The following is a 15,827-nucleotide window of genomic DNA, read 5'->3' on the forward strand; positions in this document are numbered from 1 at the left end:
CTTTGCAGCAGCAAAGAAAGTGACTGCCGCCCCGCACAGGGGCAGAGCCAATAGACCGACACGCTAACGGGATCCGGCGGAGCCATAAAAGCCCGAAAGCAATCAATCAATCCTCCCGCTCCGCCTGAACATCCCTCGCTGAGATATTGAACTGCCGCAGCTTGTGATAAAGCGTCTTCCGCGGCATACCGAGCGCGTCACTCGCCGCCCCGACATTGCCATTGTGCCGGCGCAGCATATCCTCGATCAGCACGCGCTCGATATACGCGAGTTGCTCGTTGAGCGGCGCCCCGCCGCGCGGCCGATCATCGGAAGGAATCAACTGATCGCCGGAAAGGCCCAGCACAAAACGATCGGCCACGTTCTGCAGTTCGCGCACATTCCCCGGCCATTGATGAGCAGTCAGCTCCGACACCTGCGCAGCGGTGACCATCGGCGCATCCTGGCCGAAGCGCTGCGCCGCCGCGAGCACGAAATGCTCGAACAGCAGCGGCACATCTTCGCGACGCTCCCGCAAGGGCGGAAGATCGATCAGCGCGACGTTCAGCCGATACAGCAGGTCGGCGCGAAAGCGTCCCTCGGACGAGAGCAGGGCGAGATCGGCCTTGGACGCCGCGACCACACGGCAATCGACGGCAATCGATTCATTCGTGCCGAGCCGCTCGATGCGCCGCTCCTGCAACACGCGCAACAGCTTGATCTGCAACGCGACCGGCATGGTTTCGATCTCGTCGAGAAAGAGCGTGCCGCCGTCGCTCCATTCGATCTTGCCGATGCGGTTCTTCGTCGCCCCGGTGAACGCGCCGGCCTCGTGCCCGAAAAGCTCGCTCTCGAAAAGCTGCTCGGGCAGGCCGCCGCAATTGAGCGCGACGAAGTGATGCTCGCGCCGGCGGCCATAGTCATGCAGCGCCCTCGCGATGAGTTCCTTGCCGGTGCCCGTCTCGCCCGTGATGAGCACCGACACCGATGTATCCGCGAGCCGCAAAATCTTCTTGCGCACATCCGCGATGGCGGGCGACTTGCCGAGCACGAGCGCCTCGATGCCGCGTCCGTTTTGCAGCGCGGCGCGCAGGCCTTCGACCTCCAGCGTGAGCCGGCGCTTCTCGACAGCCCGCGCGACGCACCCGGCAATGTGCTCCGACGAGAACGGTTTCTCGATGAAATCGTAGGCGCCGACGCGCATCGCACCGACGGCCGTCGAGATGTCCGCATGGCCGCTGATGAGCACCACGGGAATCTGCGCATCGACGGCGAGCACGTGCTGGAGCAGTTGCATGCCGTCCATGCCCGGCATGCGCAGGTCGGAAACGAACACCACAGGCGAGCCGGGCACGGCCGCTGCCAGCGCACTCGCCGCCGATGCGTGCGATTCCACCGGAAAGCCCGCGAGCGCTACCGCCTGTTCGACGCCGAGGCGCACGTTCTCGTCGTCCTCGACGATCACCACGCGGATGTCATCGCTTGCCTGCCGGATCGGGCTTTTAGTCACTGTCAGCGCTCCTGCCGTTCGCCGCTACGAATTCGATGGTGAATTGTGCGCCACCGCCTTCGAGATTGACAGCCGCGATCCGTGCGCCGAAGCCCTCGACGATGCGCGACGTGATCGCGAGCCCGAGGCCCAGGCCATGACCGCGCGGCTTGGTCGTCACGAACGGCTCGAACAGATGCGCGAGCACGTGCGGATCGATGCCGGGCCCGTTGTCGGCGATGTAGAAGATCACGCGAGCGGGATCATCGCCCCGGCTTGCGCCGATGCGGATGCGCGCCGCTTCACATCCGGCGAGCGCATCGAGCGCGTTACCCAGCAGGTTGACGATCACCTGTTGCAGACGTCCCGGCTCGGCTTCCACGATAGCGTCCGGCGCGATGTCGATATCGAGCTGGACGCGTTCGTCGCGTATGCGCGCGTCGTACATGAGCCGCGCATGCGCAAGCGCATCGCCGAGCGCGACCGGCACGGTGTTCGCCTCGGGCTTTCTCGCGAAGGCCTTCAGTTCCGCCGTGAGCTGCGCCATGTTCTCGACGAGTTTGCCCACGCGCTCCAGATTGGCGATGGCCTGCGCGGGCTGGCCGCGCTCGAAGAACGTGCGCGCGTTGTCGCACAGCGTGCGGATGGCGACGAGCGGCTGATTGATTTCGTGCGTCAGGCCGGCCGCCATCTGGCCGAGCACGGCGAGCTTGCCCGCATGGACGACTTCCTGTTGCGAATCGCGCAGCTTGTGTTCGGTGAGCACGCGTTCCTCGATCTCCTGTTGCAACGCCGCCGTGCGCTGCTGCACGGTTTCTTCGAGACGGTCGTTCGCGCGCTGCAAGGCGTCCTGCGCCCTGAGCCGCTCGACGATCACGCGACGTCGCTGCACGGCGTAGAGACCATAGAGTCCCGCGATCAGAAACGCGAGCGTCACGAACGCGAAGGCGAGTTGTTGCTGGCGCCGCGCGGTCGAGAGATCGAGCGCCACCATGATCGCGTCGCCCGCTTGCGGCGCGCTGCGCGACATCACGAGATAGCGCCGCGTGCGGCCGGGATGCGACCAGTCGGGCAGGCGCGCGAACCACGCGCCGTTGCGCCAGTCGTCGAGCCGTTCGTAGCCGAGGTTATCGACCTTGCGGCCCGCATACTGGCGCGATGCCTGAATCTGCTCCTGCTTGTGCGCGGCGATGGGCGCGAGCGCGGTGAACTTCCACGCGGGCACGGTCGAGATCACGACCACGCCGTTGCCATCGACGACCATCGCGGCTTCGTTCGGCACGCGCCACGCGGCTTCGAGCGGATCGACGCTCAGCTTGACGGCCGTCGCGCCGAGCACCTTGCCCGCGCCGCGCACCGCGCTCGCGAAATACAGGCCCGGCTCGCCCGTGTTCGTGCCGATGCCGAAGAAGCGGCCGCTGCCGCCCGAGATCGAATCGGTGAAGTACGGGCGATACGCGACGTTCGTGCCGACGAAGCTCACCCGCTGATTCCAGTTGCTCGCGGCGATGACGTCGCCGTTCAGGTCGATGACATCCACCGCGACGCTGCCCGCGTCCTTGTTGACCGCTTCGAGATAATCGTCGACGGCGGGGAGCAGCGCGCGCCGCGCGTCGGGCGGCGCTTCGAGCAAGGTCTTGATGCTGTCCTGGCGCGCCGCGATCGCGGGAAGGATCTCATAGCGGCCCAGTTCGCTCTTGAGGCTCGCGGCGTACAGATCCAGCCGGTGCGCGCCCGCTTCGGTCAGTGCGTCGAGTCCGCGATGCCAGGCCACTTCCACGGCGGCGGCGGCCGCGGCGAGATAGAGCACCGCGCTTGCCGCCACTGCCCACAGAGGAACGCCCAACATCGTCATACACGGTCATCCGAAATGCGCCAGCACCAGCAAGGTCAGCGTGACGACGATCGCACCGCCGATGCGCGTCGCGATCTGCGCAAAGGGCATCAGCGTCATCCGGTTGGCGGCCGTCAGGATCGCCACGTCGCCCGTGCCGCCCTGGCCGCTGTGGCATGCGTTCACGATCGCGGTGTCGATAGGGTACATCTTCATCAGCCGTCCGACCACGAAGCCCGTGCCCATCAGGGTCGCGACCGTGATCACGATCGTCACGATGTTCGCCACCGTGAACGCCGCCATCAGCTTGTCCCACGGCGTCATCGCCACGCCGATCGCGAACAGCAGCGGATAGGTCACCGCCGTCGAGAAGAACTTGTACACCACGAACGCGCCTTCCTGAAGCTGCGGCGACACCGCCCGCGCGAGCTTCACCAGCACCGCCAGAAACAGCATCGCCACCGGCGCCGGCAGGCCGAAGATGTTTCTGCACATCAGGCCGAGCAGATACAGCGTGATCGCCGTGATGCCCGCCGCCGCGATGTGCGTCACGTCGATATGTGCGGTGATTTCTTCCTTCACCGGGTCCATCTCGTCCTGCTCGCCGACCTGCAAACGACCCTGGCCCGTCAGATGCGGAAAGCGGCGGCCGATCATGTCGAGCACGCCGGACAGCACGATCGCGGTGAGACTGCCGAGCATCACGGGCGGCAAGACCTGCGCGAAAAGTTCGCCCTGCGGCAGATGCATGATCTCCGAATAGCCGATCGAAAGCGGAATGGCGCCTTCGCCGACGCCGCCCGCCATGATCGGCACGACGATATAGAGCAGCGTGTGACGCGCGCCGAGCCCGAGCGCCGTACCGACCAGCGTGCCGACGATCGCCGCCGCGATCGAGCCGACCGCGAGCGGAATGAAGATCTTGATGAAGCCCTTGATCAGCACGCGCCGGTCCATGCTCAGAATGCTGCCGACGATGATCGACGCGATGAAGAGATACAGGAAGTTCGTCTGCTTGGTGAACTCGGTCGTGAGATTCAGGATCGGCTTCGGCAGCAGGTGATAGTAGGTGAGCGCCGACGGAATGAAGGTCGCGAAGATCGCCGCCGCGCCGATGTTGCGCACGAGCGGCATGCGCTTGCCGATCTCGGCGCACGTGAAGCCGAAGAAGGCGAGCACGGCGATCGCCATCGAGATTTCGCCGGGCACCTTGCCCGTCACCGCGAATCCCGTGATCAGCCCGAGCAGCAGCAGGTACACCGGCAGCGGAATGATGCCGATGCGCGTTTCCATCAGCTTCCACCAGCCCTCGGGCCAGAAGCGTTCCTTGTTCGTCGATGCCGGCTGCGCGTCGTCGTGCTGCGCGCTTTGAGATGTGATCTGCACGTATGTCTCCTTGCTGTTTGGGCGATGCATGTGCTGCAATCCGAACGGCGGGCGTGTGTGTCCCACGCCGCGTGTGGCGGATGATTCGGGATGTGTCGGGGAAAGCGGGGGCGGCCGGTTACCGGAAGAATGCGCGTGCGCGCCGGGGCAATGGCAGGGTCAAGATGTCGTCTCCGTTGTTGGCTGGCCCTGAGCGGCGAAGCGCGTTCGCGGCGGGGTCTATGCCTATGACAAGGCAAGGCCCGTGCCAACGAACACGCGCGGATGCGACATGCCAAGCCACTGATTTGATGTGGATTTTTTTGAGACGACAGCGGACGGCCGCGCGGCGTTCTGAAATTTCAGAATCGGGCCGTTTTGATGGCTGAGGTTTTAGACTGTGAGCTCATTCTTTTCAATGCAACCGGAGTTCCTTCACGCATGACGAGAACCAACGAGTATGGGCAGCCCATCGGCGAAGCGGTGGCGGATTGGACGGCGCGCGAGCGGCCCGCGCGCATCGGCATCGACGGCAGGCATTGCCGCATCGAGCCGCTCGACGTGGAGCGCCACGCGGCGGATCTTTTCGACGCCTATGGACAGGCTCCGGATGGCAGCGACTGGACGTATCTCTTCGTCGGACCGTTCACCGACTTCGACGCCTTCCGCGACTATCTGACCAAGGCCGCTGCGTCCACCGATCCGCTGCACTACACCGTCGTCGATTCCGCGAGCGGGAAGGCGGTCGGGACGCTGGCGCTGATGCGTATCGAGCCGGTTCATGGCGTCATCGAGATGGGCAGCGTCACCTTTTCGCCGCTGCTCAAGCAGACGCGCATATCGACGGAAGCGCAATATCTGTTGATGCGCCATGTCTTCGACGACCTGGGTTATCGGCGCTACGAATGGAAGTGCGACAGCCTGAACGCGCCTTCGCGCAAGACCGCGCTGCGGCTCGGCTTCGAATTCGAGGGGATTTTCAGGCAGGCGATCGTCTACAAGGGACGCAATCGCGATACGGCCTGGTACGCGATCATCGACAAGGACTGGCCGCGCATTCGACACGCCTTCGAGCGCTGGCTCGCCGACGACAACTTCGACGCGAACGGCAAGCAACGCGCATCGCTCGCGCAATTGCGGGGCGAAGGCGGCGAGTGAATCGAACGCGCCTTCGCCAGCGGGCTTACTTCTGGATGCCGAGCAGTTCGACTTCGAACGTCAGGTCGCTGTTCGGCGGGATCGCGCCCACGCCGCGATCGCCGTAAGCGGTTGCGGCGGGGCATGTCAGCTTCGCCTTGCCGCCGACCTTGATCTTCTGCACGCCCTGCGTCCAGCACGGAATCACCCGGTTGAGCGGGAAGGTCGCGGGGCCGCCGTGCTTGCCCGAACTGTCGAATTCGGTGCCGTTGGCGAGCGTGCCGCGATAGTTGACGCTCACCACGTCGTCGGCTTTCGGTTGCGGGCCCGTGCCCTGTGTGAGGTGCTCGACGACGACACCCGACGGCAATTTGTCGACGGCGTTGGCGGCGAATGCGCTCGATGCGATGGCCGATGCTGCAAGCAAAGCGATGACTGATTTCATGCGATAACCTCGTTGGACGGAACGCCGATTATATCGGGAGCCTTTGCGCGTCAATCCGCCCGCGCCTCTGGACACTCCGCCCGATACCAGCGATCGACCTGGCGCTGCGCCGCGTGGAGATCGTCGGGATAGTACGGATCGTAGAACTTCGACGGGTCGTAGCCCGCCCGCTCCAGCGCCGCCAGCTCGCTCATGTTGCGCTCGCGCGTGGGCGGCGCGTGGTTTCTGAGCGCGGTGAGGTCGCGGCATTGCGCTGCGCTCAGGTTCGTTGCGCTTTGCTGCATGCCGCTCGCGGCGCATCCGGCCAGCGTGATCGCCAGCGCCGGGACCATCGAGCGGATTTTCAGTGGCTTTCTCATGTCGCGTCCTCCTTCTGCCCGTGGCTGAACATTACTGCATGCGCGGGGCGTCCATTCGAAGTATCCCTAGTTGGAGCGAAATCCGCTCGGTCCGTCTCGTCCGAACCCGGCGACGACTGCACTTCCGCCATTGTTTGCATTTCGCAAATGACGCGTTCGCCCTTTCGGCAGTTCTTTTCAAACGGCGTCTGGGTCACTCTCTGTTCCGTCGGCGAGGCCGCACTGCGACGAACCCGCCGGCGATTCTGACTCAGGAGACAGAGATGACCTCGAAACGGTGGGATACGTCCTACGAATGGAAAGCCGTGACGCTGCTTGCGCTCGGATTCGGCCTCGTCGGCCTCGACCGGTGGCTGATCGCGCCGCTCTTCCCGGCGATCATGAAGGACCTGCATCTCACCGCGCAGGACGTCGGCAACTGCATCGGCATACTGGGTCTCTCGTGGGGCGTGTTCGCCGCGCTGATGGGCGGCATCTCCGACAAGATCGGGCGGCGCAAGGTGCTGATTCCCGCGATCATCGCTTTCTCGCTGCTATCCGGTTTCTCCGGCGTCGCGGGCGGTCTAGCCAGTCTGCTCGCCGTGCGCGCGCTGATGGGCGTCGCCGAAGGCTCGTTCTGTCCGACGAGCTTCGCCGCGACCGCGGACGCTTCTCATCCGAAGCGGCGCGGTTTCAATCTCGGGCTTCAGCAAAGTGGATTCGCGCTTTTTGGGCTCGCGCTTTCGCCGATCATCGCGACGCAATTGCTCGGCGTGGTCTCGTGGCGCTGGGTCTTCGCGCTCGTCTCGATTCCCGGCCTGATTCTCGGGCTGCTGATGTTCTTCGTGATTCGCGAGCCGCGATCCACCGAGTTGCCGGCCGTGGAACAGAAGACGCCGGCCGCACAGGGCAACTGGCGCGACGTGCTGAAGCGTCGCAACATTCCTGTCGCCATGGTCGCGCTGTTCTGTGCGATGACGGGCGTCTTCGTGCTCGGCGCGATGCTGCCGCTTTATCTCACCGACTACCTCGCGCTGGACACGCAGCGCATGGGCATCGTGGTGTCGGCGATCGGCTTCGGCGGCTTCGTCGGGCAGTTCGGTTTGCCGGGGCTGTCCGATCTCGTCGGCCGGCGGCTCGCGAGCATCGCCGGTTTCACGGGAACGGCGGTCATGCTGTACGTGTTTCGCGGACTCGGCGCGCAGCCGCTGATCCTGTTCATCGTGCTGTTCGTCGCGTCCTTCTTCACGCTGGGTCTCGTCGCGCTGCTTTCCGGGCCGGTCGCGACGGAGGCGGCGCCCGTGGGCATGGTGTCGACTGCCATCGGGATCGTCGTCGGCGCGGGCGAGATTTTCGGCGGCGGCGTGGCGCCGGCGCTCGCGGGGTTCGTCGCGACACGCTTCGGTATCCAGAATATTCTCTGGCTGCCGATCTGCGCGGTGCTGCTCGGTATCGGCGTGAGCCTGCTGCTCGAAGAAACCGCGCCCGCGAAAGTGCGCCGGAATTCGGGGACGGTGGAGTTCACCGGCGTCGAGCAGCCGGAGTAAAACAGCTGTTTCGGAGCGTCGCGCGCTTTGGATACACTGACATGCTGGACACGACCGAAAGGGACCGGCATGGATCGTTTTCTCAGCATCGAGGCCTTCGTGCGGGTTGCGGAGACCAGCAGCTTCGCGGAGGCGGCGCGCCAGCTCGGAGTGGCCAGTTCGGTGGTCACCACGCGCATCCAGCAACTGGAGAAGTTTCTCAACGTGCCGCTGTTTCACCGCAGCACGCGGCACGTGCGGCTTTCCGATGTCGGCGAGGCGTTCTATCGGGACTGCGCGGAGGTCGTGGGGCGCGTCAACGAACTGACCGACCAGATGCGCGAGTTGCGCGCGACCCCGACCGGGCGCCTGCGGATTCAGATGCTGCCGGGCTTCGCGCTCGGTCACTTCGGCGCGTCGCTTGCAGAATTCAATCGACGTTATCCCGGCATCCAGCTCGACGTGATCGTCAATGATCGTGTCGTCGATCCGATCGAGGAGGGCTTCGACGTCGCGTTCCAGATTTTTCCGGCGATCTCCGAATCGCTGATCGAGCGGCGTCTCTTCACCGTCCGGCGATTGTTCTGCGCCGCGCCTTCGTATCTCCAGGAGCACGGCGCGCCGCGCCATCCGCGCGAACTGCTGGATCACAGGACGGCGCTCTACTCGGGCTATCCGTCGCGCAATCGCTGGACGATGACACGCGGCGACGAGGTCGTGGAAATCGAATTGCCCGGCATCATCCGTTCCAATTCCGTCCATTTGCTCCATGACTACGCGCTGACGGGCGGCGGAGTCGTGTGCCTGCCGACGCTGGTGGCGAGCGCGTCGCTGCTCGATGGCTCGCTCGTGCCGATTCTCGCGGACTACGCGCTCTCGCCGATGAACTTCGCCGCCGTCTATCCGGCGACGCAACGTCAGGGCCTGAAGGTGAAGGCGCTGGTCGAGTTTCTCGCCGAGCGGCTGGGCCCGGAGCCGGTGTGGGACGTGCCGCTCATCGAGCGCGGATGGGTGAAATAGCAACGCAACTAATCGTCTGCCGCTCCAAGAACCTATAAACCCGGCGGCTATCGCCGCTGCGGGCCGAACATCCGCGACAACGCCCGCGCGAGTTCCTTGACGACGGTATCCGCGGTCGGACGATGCAGCAACGCGATATCCATCGTCTCGATGGCCGGCAGCCCGTTCTTCGCCGTCAGCACGACGTGATCCGGCGAAACGGCCCGCGCCGGAAGCAGGCTGATCCCCAGACCATCGGCGACGGCCGCCTGAATGCCGCTCAGACTCGAACTGATGAAGCTCAGCCGCCAGCGTCGCCCGATGCTTTCGATCGCGTTGGTCATGTCGTCGCGATAAAGCCCGCGCGGCGGAAACGCGACGAGCGGAATCGGGTTCAGGCCGAACGAGGGATTCTTCGCGCTGTCGATCCATCGAAGCTGCTCCGGCCAGCTCGCGACCGCCTCGCGGCTATTGCGGCGCTGCTTCACGAGAACCAGGTCGAGGTCGCCGCGATCGTAGCTGGCGCTGATGTCGCGGCTCAGCCCGCTCGTCACTTCGAGCTTCACCTGCGGATGCTTGCGATTGAACGCGGCCAGCATATGCGTGGTCGGCCCGCCGACGAAGTCTTCCGGCACGCCGAGACGCACTGTCAGGCCCACGTTCGCGCCCGATAGCGCCTCGATCATTTCATCGTTGAGCGCGAGCATCCGGCGTGCGTACGCAAGCAGGGTTTCTCCGGCGTCGGTCGGACGAACGTCGCGGCTGCCGCGTTCGAGCAGCTTGTGTCCCGCCAACTCCTCCAGTCGACGCACCTTCTGGCTCACGGTCGATTGCGTCGAATGAAGCCGTGCGGACGCCGCGGTGAAGGTGCCGCAATCCGCCACCATGACGATGGCTTTCAGCAGATCCAGATCGAAGAGCGGGGTGCGTGCTTGGGGAACGTGTTTCATCGACCCAGTTGATCGTTGAATTCGGACTCTGACTTCTATCACGCGTGACCGGCACTGGCAATCGCGCAGCCGCCGCGTGTCGTGCGGTATTCGTTTTTCAACTGACACCCATTAGAACATTTAATTTTTGAATACAAGGCGAGATGGATAACATCAGCCGACGTTGATGCGAATGGCTAGCCATCACCCTTCGACGTCAGACAAAAAGGCTCGAACGCAGGCGAAAAACCGCGTGACGAGCATATGCCCGGAGACAAGGATGAAGAAAGCGCAAGTGAACACCTGGAGGATATCGCTCGTGGCGGCCGGTACCGGCATGGTGCTGGCAGGCACGGCGGGCGCGCAATCGAGCGTCGTGCTGTACGGCATCGTCGATGGCGGCATCACGTACACGAATAACCAGCAAGGCCATTCGGCATGGCAGGCGACGGGCGGTAACGAGTCGGGACCGCGCTGGGGCCTGCTCGGATCGGAAGATCTGGGCGGCGGCCTGAAAGCGAATTTCAAGCTGGAGAACGGCTTCAACGTCATGAACGGCACGGCGATGCAGGCCGGCCGGATGTTCGGCCGGCAGGCCTGGGTCGGCATGAGCAGCGAGAAGCTCGGCGCGCTCACGCTGGGCCGCCAGTACAACACGGTCCAGGACATTCTCGGTTCGATCCAGATCAGCAATACGCTCGCTCAGTATTCGACCCATCCGTTCGACAACGACGACATCAACAACACGTTCCGCACGAACAACGCCGTCAAGTATGTCTCGCCGATCATCGCGGGATTGCAGGCGAACGCGATGTACGGCTTTTCGAATTCCACCGGCTTCGCGGCCAACAATAGCTGGAGCGCGGGTCTCAGTTACACGAGCGGGCCGGTCAATCTCGGCGCGGCCTACGCGCGCATGAATCAGCCCGCGAGCAGTGCCGTGGGCGCGGTCGCATCCGACAACTACTACGCGCCGAGCGCCGCGGTCTTCGGAACACGTCTCGTCGACGCGACCCGTCAGCAGATCTGGGGCGCGGGCGGCACCTACACATTCGGTCCCGCGACGCTCGGGCTGCTCTACACGGGCTCGGACTTCAACATGGCCTCGGGCGGCGCGCTGCGCTTCGGGAACTACGAAGGCAGCGTACGCTATTCGCTGTCGCCGGCGCTGATCGCGGCTGTCGGCTATACCTACACGCAGGCGTCGCAAGGCGATACGAGCGGGCACTATCATCAGGTCTCGGGCGGTCTGCAGTATCTGTTGTCCAAGCGCACGGACGTCTATGTGAACGGCTTTTATCAGAAGGCGACGGCTGGCATCGGTCATGCATGGATCGATGGAATCGCCGCGCCGTCGTCGACGACTTCACAACTGGCGTTCGTCGCCGGTCTGCGTCAGAAGTTCTGACAGGTCATGCGAGGAACCTCATGAAACTCCGCATTCTTCTTGCCGCGCTGCCGTTCATCGGCCTCTACTCGGGCGGCTCGCTCGCCGCGCATACGCCGCTTCTCTTCGGCGTGCCTTTTCTGCTGGTGTGGAATCTCTTCTGGATGGCGGCGACGGCTGCGATCCTTGCGCTCATCTATTGCCTCGACAGCCGCGACGAAGCGGCGGATTCGAGCGCACGCGCGGGAGGATCGCAATGAACGCGTCGCTGATCATCATCGTTCTGTTCGCGATCTTCGCGCTGGCCGTGGGCCTGTACGCGCGTCGCGGAAAAAAGCAGCTCAGCCTGGAGCAATGGGCGGTCGGCGGACGCGGCTTCGGTTCGCTGCTGACCTTCCTGCTGATGGCGGGCGAGGCCTTCTCGACATTCTCGTTCCTCGGCGCGAGCGGCTGGACCTATAGCAAGGGCGTGCCGGCGTTCTATATCCTGTCGTACGGGTGCCTCGCGTATGTGCTCGGCTACTGGATGCTGCCCGCCATCTGGCGCTATGCGAAGGACCGCAACCTCGTATCGTTCGCCGATTACTTCGCATCGAAGTACGACAGCCGCGCGATCGGCGTGCTGGTTTCGATCGTGGCCGTGCTCGCGATGGTGTCGCTCCTGATCATCCAGTTGCGCGGGCTCGGGATCATCGTCTCCGAGATGTCGTATGGACTGATCTCGCAGAACACCGCTATCTGGATCAGCGCGGTGCTGATGGTCGCGTACATGACGGTCTCGGGCATTCACGGCTCGGCTAGCATCGCGATCTTCAAGGATGTGCTGATTCTCGGCCTCGCGATCTTTCTCGGCACCTATCTGCCGCTGCATTACTTCGGCGGCTTCGGCGAAATGTTCGCGCGCATCGATGCCGTGCATCCGGAACTGCTGCGCATGCCCGAGCATGGCTTCAATCTGAGCTGGTACAACTCGACGCTGCTGCTCACGTCGCTCGGCTACTACCTGTATCCGCACGGCTTCACGGCGGTCTATGTGGCGCGCGATGCATCGGCGCTGCGCAAGAACGTCGTCCTGATGCCGATCTATCAGGTGCTCATCGCATTCCTGTTCCTCGTCGGCTTCGCTGCCGTGCTCACCGTGCACGGGCTCGAAGGCGCGCAAACCGATCTCGCGCTGCTGCGGCTCGTCAAGCAGACTTTCCCGGCGTGGTTCGTGGGCATCGTCGGCGGGGCGGGGCTGCTCACCGCGCTGGTGCCGGGCTCGCTCATCATGCTCAATGCATCGACGACGATCGCGCGTAACATCTATCGCGAAGGCTTCGCGCCGCAGGCGACCGACAGGGAAGTGGCCCGCGTCGCCCGTATCGCGCTGCCGCTGTTCACGCTGGTCGTCGTCTTTTTCGTGTTGCGCGGCGGTGCGACCTTCGTGGCACTCGCGATCTTCTCGTCGAGCCTGCTCACGCAACTGGTGCCGATGCTCGCGTCGAGTTTTCTCAAGCGGCCTTTCGGCACGCGCGAAGCGGCGTTCGGCGGCATCGCGGCAGGCGGCGTCGTGCTCGGGCTGTCGAGTTGGGGCGGCATGACGCTTGCGACCGCCTTTCCCGGCGCGCCGCTCGCGTTCACGTCGATCAACATGGGGCTCGTCGCGCTGTTCGCGAACGCCGTGGTCTTCGTTGCAATCAGCGCCGCACAACGTTTGCTGCGGGCGCGTATCGATACTGCCGTAGGATCGGCATGACAAACATGACTCGCTCTCTCTATCTTTCCAATGTCCGGCTGGCCGATGGCCAGACCGTCTCCGTCTCGGTCGTCGATGGCCGTATCGAAGCGCTCGGCGCGAATGTCTCGGCGCCCCCCGGCGCGCATGTCGAAGATGTCGGCGGCGCGCTGCTGCTGCCGGGTTTCGTCGAAGGCCACACGCACATCGACAAGAGCAACTGGGGCCGTCCGTGGTATCGCAATGAAGTCGGCCCGCTGCTCACCGATCGCATCAGCAACGAACGCGAGTGGCGCAGGACATCGGGACACGATGCCGCCGCGCAATCGCTCGCGCTGTCGCGCGCATTCGTGCAGGCGGGCACCACGCGTCTGCGCACGCATGTCGATATCGACACCGATGCGCGCCTGCGCTACCTCGAAGGCGTGCTCGCGACGCGGCAGACGATGCGCGACACGCTGGAGATGCAGATCGTCGCGTTTCCGCAGTCGGGCATGCTGATTCGTCCCGGCACGGTCGAATTGCTCGGCAGCGCGCTCGCGGAAGGCGCGGATGTTCTCGGTGCGCTCGATCCCGCGTTGATCGACGGCGATCCCGTTGCATCGCTCGATGCGACTTTCGCGCTCGCGGAACGTCATGGCAAGCCGATCGATATCCATCTGCACGAGCCCGGCGAAGTCGGCGCATTCACGCTGAGACTGCTGCTCGACCGCGTCGAGACGATGGGCATGCAGGGCAGGGTGGTCGTCAGTCACGGCTTTTGTCTTGGCGCGTTGCCGGAGCGCGAACGCGATGCGCTGCTGGATCGAATCGCACGGTTGCGCGTGGCGCTGCTGACGAGCGCGCCGCCTTCGCGCACGGTTCCGCCGCTCAAGCTTTGTCGCGAGAAGGGCATCACGATGTTCGGCGGCAACGACGGCATTCGCGACACCTGGTCGCCATACGGCGTTCCCGACATGCTCGAACGCGCGATGCTGATCGGCATGCGCTACGACCTGCGTCGCGACGACGATCTCATGATCGCGTTCGATTGCGTCAGCGAGGCTGCTGCGCGCGGTTGCGGTTTCACCGACTACGGCCTGCACGCGGGCGCGCGCGCGGACCTCGTGCTGGTCGATGCGCAGACCGTCGCGCATGCGGTGGCGTCGCGGCCGGTGCGCAAGCTCGTCGTGGCCAACGGCCGCATCGTGGCGCGTGACGGAGCGCTCACGTGATGAACGAACATGAACACGTCGACATACTGATCGAGCACGGCTGCGTCATCACGATGGATCCGTCGCGCCGTGTCATCGATGACGGCGCGGTGGCGGTGAAGGGCGATCGCATCGTCGCTGTCGGCGAAACGAGCGAGCTCGCGCGGCGATACCGGGCAGCGCGTGTGATCGATGCACGCCGCAAGGCCGTATTGCCCGGCCTGATCGATGCGCACGCCCATGCAGGGCACGCGATGCTCAGAACGATCGGCGGCGCGGACGGCGATGCATGGACGGCGGCATGCGAGGCGATCTACACACGCGCTTCCGACGAAGCCTTCTGGGAAACGGAGTCGCATCTCGCGGCGCTCGAACGTCTGAAGGCGGGCGTGACGACAGGCGTCTCGCTACTGGGAGGCGGCGATTCGATCATGCGTGTCGATGATCCCGTGTATGCACGGCGTCATTGCGATGCGGTGGTCAGGACGGGCACGCGATCGATCGTCGCGGTCGGTCCGTCGCGTCCGCCCGCGCCTCGTCCTTATACGCGGCACGGCGCGGGCGGAAACAGCGAAACATACGACGTAGATTTCGAACGCATGTTCGACGTATGCAAGGACATCGTCGATGCATGTCACGGCGATGCCGATGGCCGCATTCAGATCGCGTTGATGTTGCCCGTGTTCGCGCCGGAGCATTATCCCGAGGTCGCGCAATATGAAGGCGACTATCGGCGTGAAGCGCAGCGCTACATGTCGATGGCGCGCGAACGGAACCTGAGCTTCACGCAGGATGGTCATCGCGCGGGCACGCTCGATTTCGCGCATCGCGAGCTAGGATTGCTGAACGCGAAGTCGTTCATGTCGCACGCGATCGATCTGACGGAGGCGGACATCGCGGCGTGCGTGGAGACGGGCGCTTCGATCGTGCATAACCCGAGCGCGATCATGTCGATCATCGGACGCTGCCCGGTGCCCGAACTGATCGATGCGGGCGTGACGGTGGCGATCGGCTCCGACGGCGCTGCGCCCGATAGAGGCTATGATATGTTCCGCCATATGTGGCAGTGCATGCATTACCATCGGCGGCACTTCCGCGATCCGGATGTGCTTCCGCATGGCAAGGTGCTCGAGATGGTCACCATCGACGCGGCTCGCGCCTTGTCACTCGACCATGAACTGGGTTCGCTCGAAGCGGGCAAGCAGGCCGACATCATTCTCGTCGACCTGTTCAAGCCGCATCTGATGCCGATGAACATGCCGGTCTATCGCGTCACGTGCTTCGCGAATGCGGGCGACGTGTGCATGACGATGGTCGGCGGGAAGGTCCTGATGGAGGATTACCGGGTGCTGTCGGTCGATGAAGGGGAGATACTCGACCGCGTCTCGCAGGTTGCGGATAGCACGTTCGAGCGCGCGGGCTTGCGTCATCTGCTCGACGCGCCGCGCACGTTGTGGGGGCACAGCCACTACTGAAGCCGGACCCTTGC

General features: G+C 64.3%; 13 protein-coding genes and 1 pseudogene. 8 read left to right on the forward strand and 6 right to left on the reverse strand.

Going from position 1 to position 15,827, the window contains the following annotated elements; all coding sequences use genetic code 11:
• Positions 1 to 106: 106 nt before the first annotated feature.
• From IAG25_RS21765 to IAG25_RS21775, 3 genes are read right to left on the reverse strand one after another with little or no spacing between them, the layout of a single operon-like run.
• Complete coding sequence (locus IAG25_RS21765) at positions 107 to 1,489, reverse strand: sigma-54-dependent transcriptional regulator (RefSeq protein ID WP_309243952.1); 1,383 nt, start codon at positions 1,487 to 1,489, stop codon at positions 107 to 109.
• Complete coding sequence (locus IAG25_RS21770; protein WP_187606699.1) at positions 1,482 to 3,323, reverse strand: sensor histidine kinase; 1,842 nt, start codon at positions 3,321 to 3,323, stop codon at positions 1,482 to 1,484. The genes IAG25_RS21765 and IAG25_RS21770 overlap by 8 nt, the downstream gene beginning before the upstream one ends.
• Before the next feature lie 6 nt (positions 3,324 to 3,329).
• Positions 3,330 to 4,688 (reverse strand): 2-hydroxycarboxylate transporter family protein, encoded by a 1,359-nt coding sequence (locus tag IAG25_RS21775; protein ID WP_309243953.1) that lies wholly within the window; start codon positions 4,686 to 4,688, stop codon positions 3,330 to 3,332.
• 420 nt (positions 4,689 to 5,108) lie between these two features.
• Between IAG25_RS21775 and IAG25_RS21780 the strand changes: the two are divergent.
• Positions 5,109 to 5,807, forward strand: a pseudogene (locus tag IAG25_RS21780) (GNAT family N-acetyltransferase); the annotation flags it as partial.
• A 43-nt stretch (positions 5,808 to 5,850) separates the two neighbouring features.
• On the opposite strand, the gene IAG25_RS21785 reads toward IAG25_RS21780, so the two are convergent.
• Positions 5,851 to 6,249, reverse strand: coding sequence for an FKBP-type peptidyl-prolyl cis-trans isomerase (locus IAG25_RS21785; protein WP_187606702.1), 399 nt, complete (start codon positions 6,247 to 6,249; stop codon positions 5,851 to 5,853).
• Positions 6,250 to 6,299: 50 nt separating this feature from the next.
• Complete coding sequence (locus IAG25_RS21790; RefSeq protein WP_187606703.1) at positions 6,300 to 6,608, reverse strand: DUF4148 domain-containing protein; 309 nt, start codon at positions 6,606 to 6,608, stop codon at positions 6,300 to 6,302.
• A 263-nt stretch (positions 6,609 to 6,871) separates the two neighbouring features.
• Between IAG25_RS21790 and IAG25_RS21795 the strand changes: the two genes are divergently transcribed.
• Positions 6,872 to 8,134: an MFS transporter gene (locus tag IAG25_RS21795; RefSeq protein WP_187606704.1), complete on the forward strand. Its 1,263-nt coding sequence runs from the start codon at positions 6,872 to 6,874 to the stop codon at positions 8,132 to 8,134.
• A gap of 69 nt (positions 8,135 to 8,203) precedes the next feature.
• On the forward strand, positions 8,204 to 9,133 hold the full coding sequence (locus IAG25_RS21800) for a LysR family transcriptional regulator (protein ID WP_187606705.1): 930 nt from the start codon (positions 8,204 to 8,206) through the stop codon (positions 9,131 to 9,133).
• Positions 9,134 to 9,180: 47 nt separating this feature from the next.
• On the opposite strand, the gene IAG25_RS21805 is transcribed toward IAG25_RS21800, so the two are convergent.
• A complete protein-coding gene (locus IAG25_RS21805) occupies positions 9,181 to 10,062 on the reverse strand; it encodes a LysR substrate-binding domain-containing protein (RefSeq protein ID WP_187606706.1) in 882 nt (293 codons plus the stop codon).
• A 259-nt stretch (positions 10,063 to 10,321) separates the two neighbouring features.
• Here IAG25_RS21805 and IAG25_RS21810 point away from each other — a divergent pair, with 259 nt between their 5' ends.
• The 5 genes from IAG25_RS21810 to IAG25_RS21830 are packed head-to-tail and all read left to right on the forward strand — an operon-like array spanning position 10,322 to position 15,813.
• Entirely contained in the window at positions 10,322 to 11,449 is a 1,128-nt protein-coding gene (locus IAG25_RS21810) for a porin (RefSeq protein WP_187606707.1), read from the forward strand.
• A 20-nt stretch (positions 11,450 to 11,469) separates the two neighbouring features.
• On the forward strand, positions 11,470 to 11,688 hold the full coding sequence (locus IAG25_RS21815) for a DUF3311 domain-containing protein (protein WP_035503775.1): 219 nt from the start codon (positions 11,470 to 11,472) through the stop codon (positions 11,686 to 11,688).
• Complete coding sequence (locus IAG25_RS21820) at positions 11,685 to 13,166, forward strand: sodium:solute symporter family protein (RefSeq protein WP_035503774.1); 1,482 nt, start codon at positions 11,685 to 11,687, stop codon at positions 13,164 to 13,166. Before IAG25_RS21815 ends, IAG25_RS21820 begins: the two co-directional genes overlap by 4 nt.
• Before the next feature lie 5 nt (positions 13,167 to 13,171).
• Positions 13,172 to 14,359, forward strand: a complete 1,188-nt coding sequence (locus tag IAG25_RS21825; protein WP_187607107.1) for an amidohydrolase family protein — start codon at positions 13,172 to 13,174, stop codon at positions 14,357 to 14,359.
• Positions 14,359 to 15,813: an amidohydrolase family protein gene (locus IAG25_RS21830; protein ID WP_187607108.1), complete on the forward strand. Its 1,455-nt coding sequence runs from the start codon at positions 14,359 to 14,361 to the stop codon at positions 15,811 to 15,813. Before IAG25_RS21825 ends, IAG25_RS21830 begins: the two co-directional genes overlap by 1 nt.
• The last annotated feature ends 14 nt before the right edge of the window (positions 15,814 to 15,827 follow it).

Source organism: Caballeronia sp. EK (genome assembly GCF_014384845.1).
In the GTDB taxonomy this organism is placed as follows: domain Bacteria; phylum Pseudomonadota; class Gammaproteobacteria; order Burkholderiales; family Burkholderiaceae; genus Caballeronia; species Caballeronia jiangsuensis.

Coding starts and splice junctions, on each gene's coding strand:
- IAG25_RS21770 (WP_187606699.1), bottom strand. CDS start 3,323: ATGACGATGTTGGGCGTTCCTCTGTGGGCAGTGGCGGCAAGCGCGGTG.
- IAG25_RS21785 (WP_187606702.1), bottom strand. CDS start 6,249: ATGAAATCAGTCATCGCTTTGCTTGCAGCATCGGCCATCGCATCGAGC.
- IAG25_RS21790 (WP_187606703.1), bottom strand. CDS start 6,608: ATGAGAAAGCCACTGAAAATCCGCTCGATGGTCCCGGCGCTGGCGATC.
- IAG25_RS21795 (WP_187606704.1), top strand. CDS start 6,872: ATGACCTCGAAACGGTGGGATACGTCCTACGAATGGAAAGCCGTGACG.
- IAG25_RS21800 (WP_187606705.1), top strand. CDS start 8,204: ATGGATCGTTTTCTCAGCATCGAGGCCTTCGTGCGGGTTGCGGAGACC.
- IAG25_RS21805 (WP_187606706.1), bottom strand. CDS start 10,062: ATGAAACACGTTCCCCAAGCACGCACCCCGCTCTTCGATCTGGATCTG.
- IAG25_RS21810 (WP_187606707.1), top strand. CDS start 10,322: ATGAAGAAAGCGCAAGTGAACACCTGGAGGATATCGCTCGTGGCGGCC.
- IAG25_RS21815 (WP_035503775.1), top strand. CDS start 11,470: ATGAAACTCCGCATTCTTCTTGCCGCGCTGCCGTTCATCGGCCTCTAC.
- IAG25_RS21820 (WP_035503774.1), top strand. CDS start 11,685: ATGAACGCGTCGCTGATCATCATCGTTCTGTTCGCGATCTTCGCGCTG.
- IAG25_RS21825 (WP_187607107.1), top strand. CDS start 13,172: ATGACTCGCTCTCTCTATCTTTCCAATGTCCGGCTGGCCGATGGCCAG.
- IAG25_RS21830 (WP_187607108.1), top strand. CDS start 14,359: ATGAACGAACATGAACACGTCGACATACTGATCGAGCACGGCTGCGTC.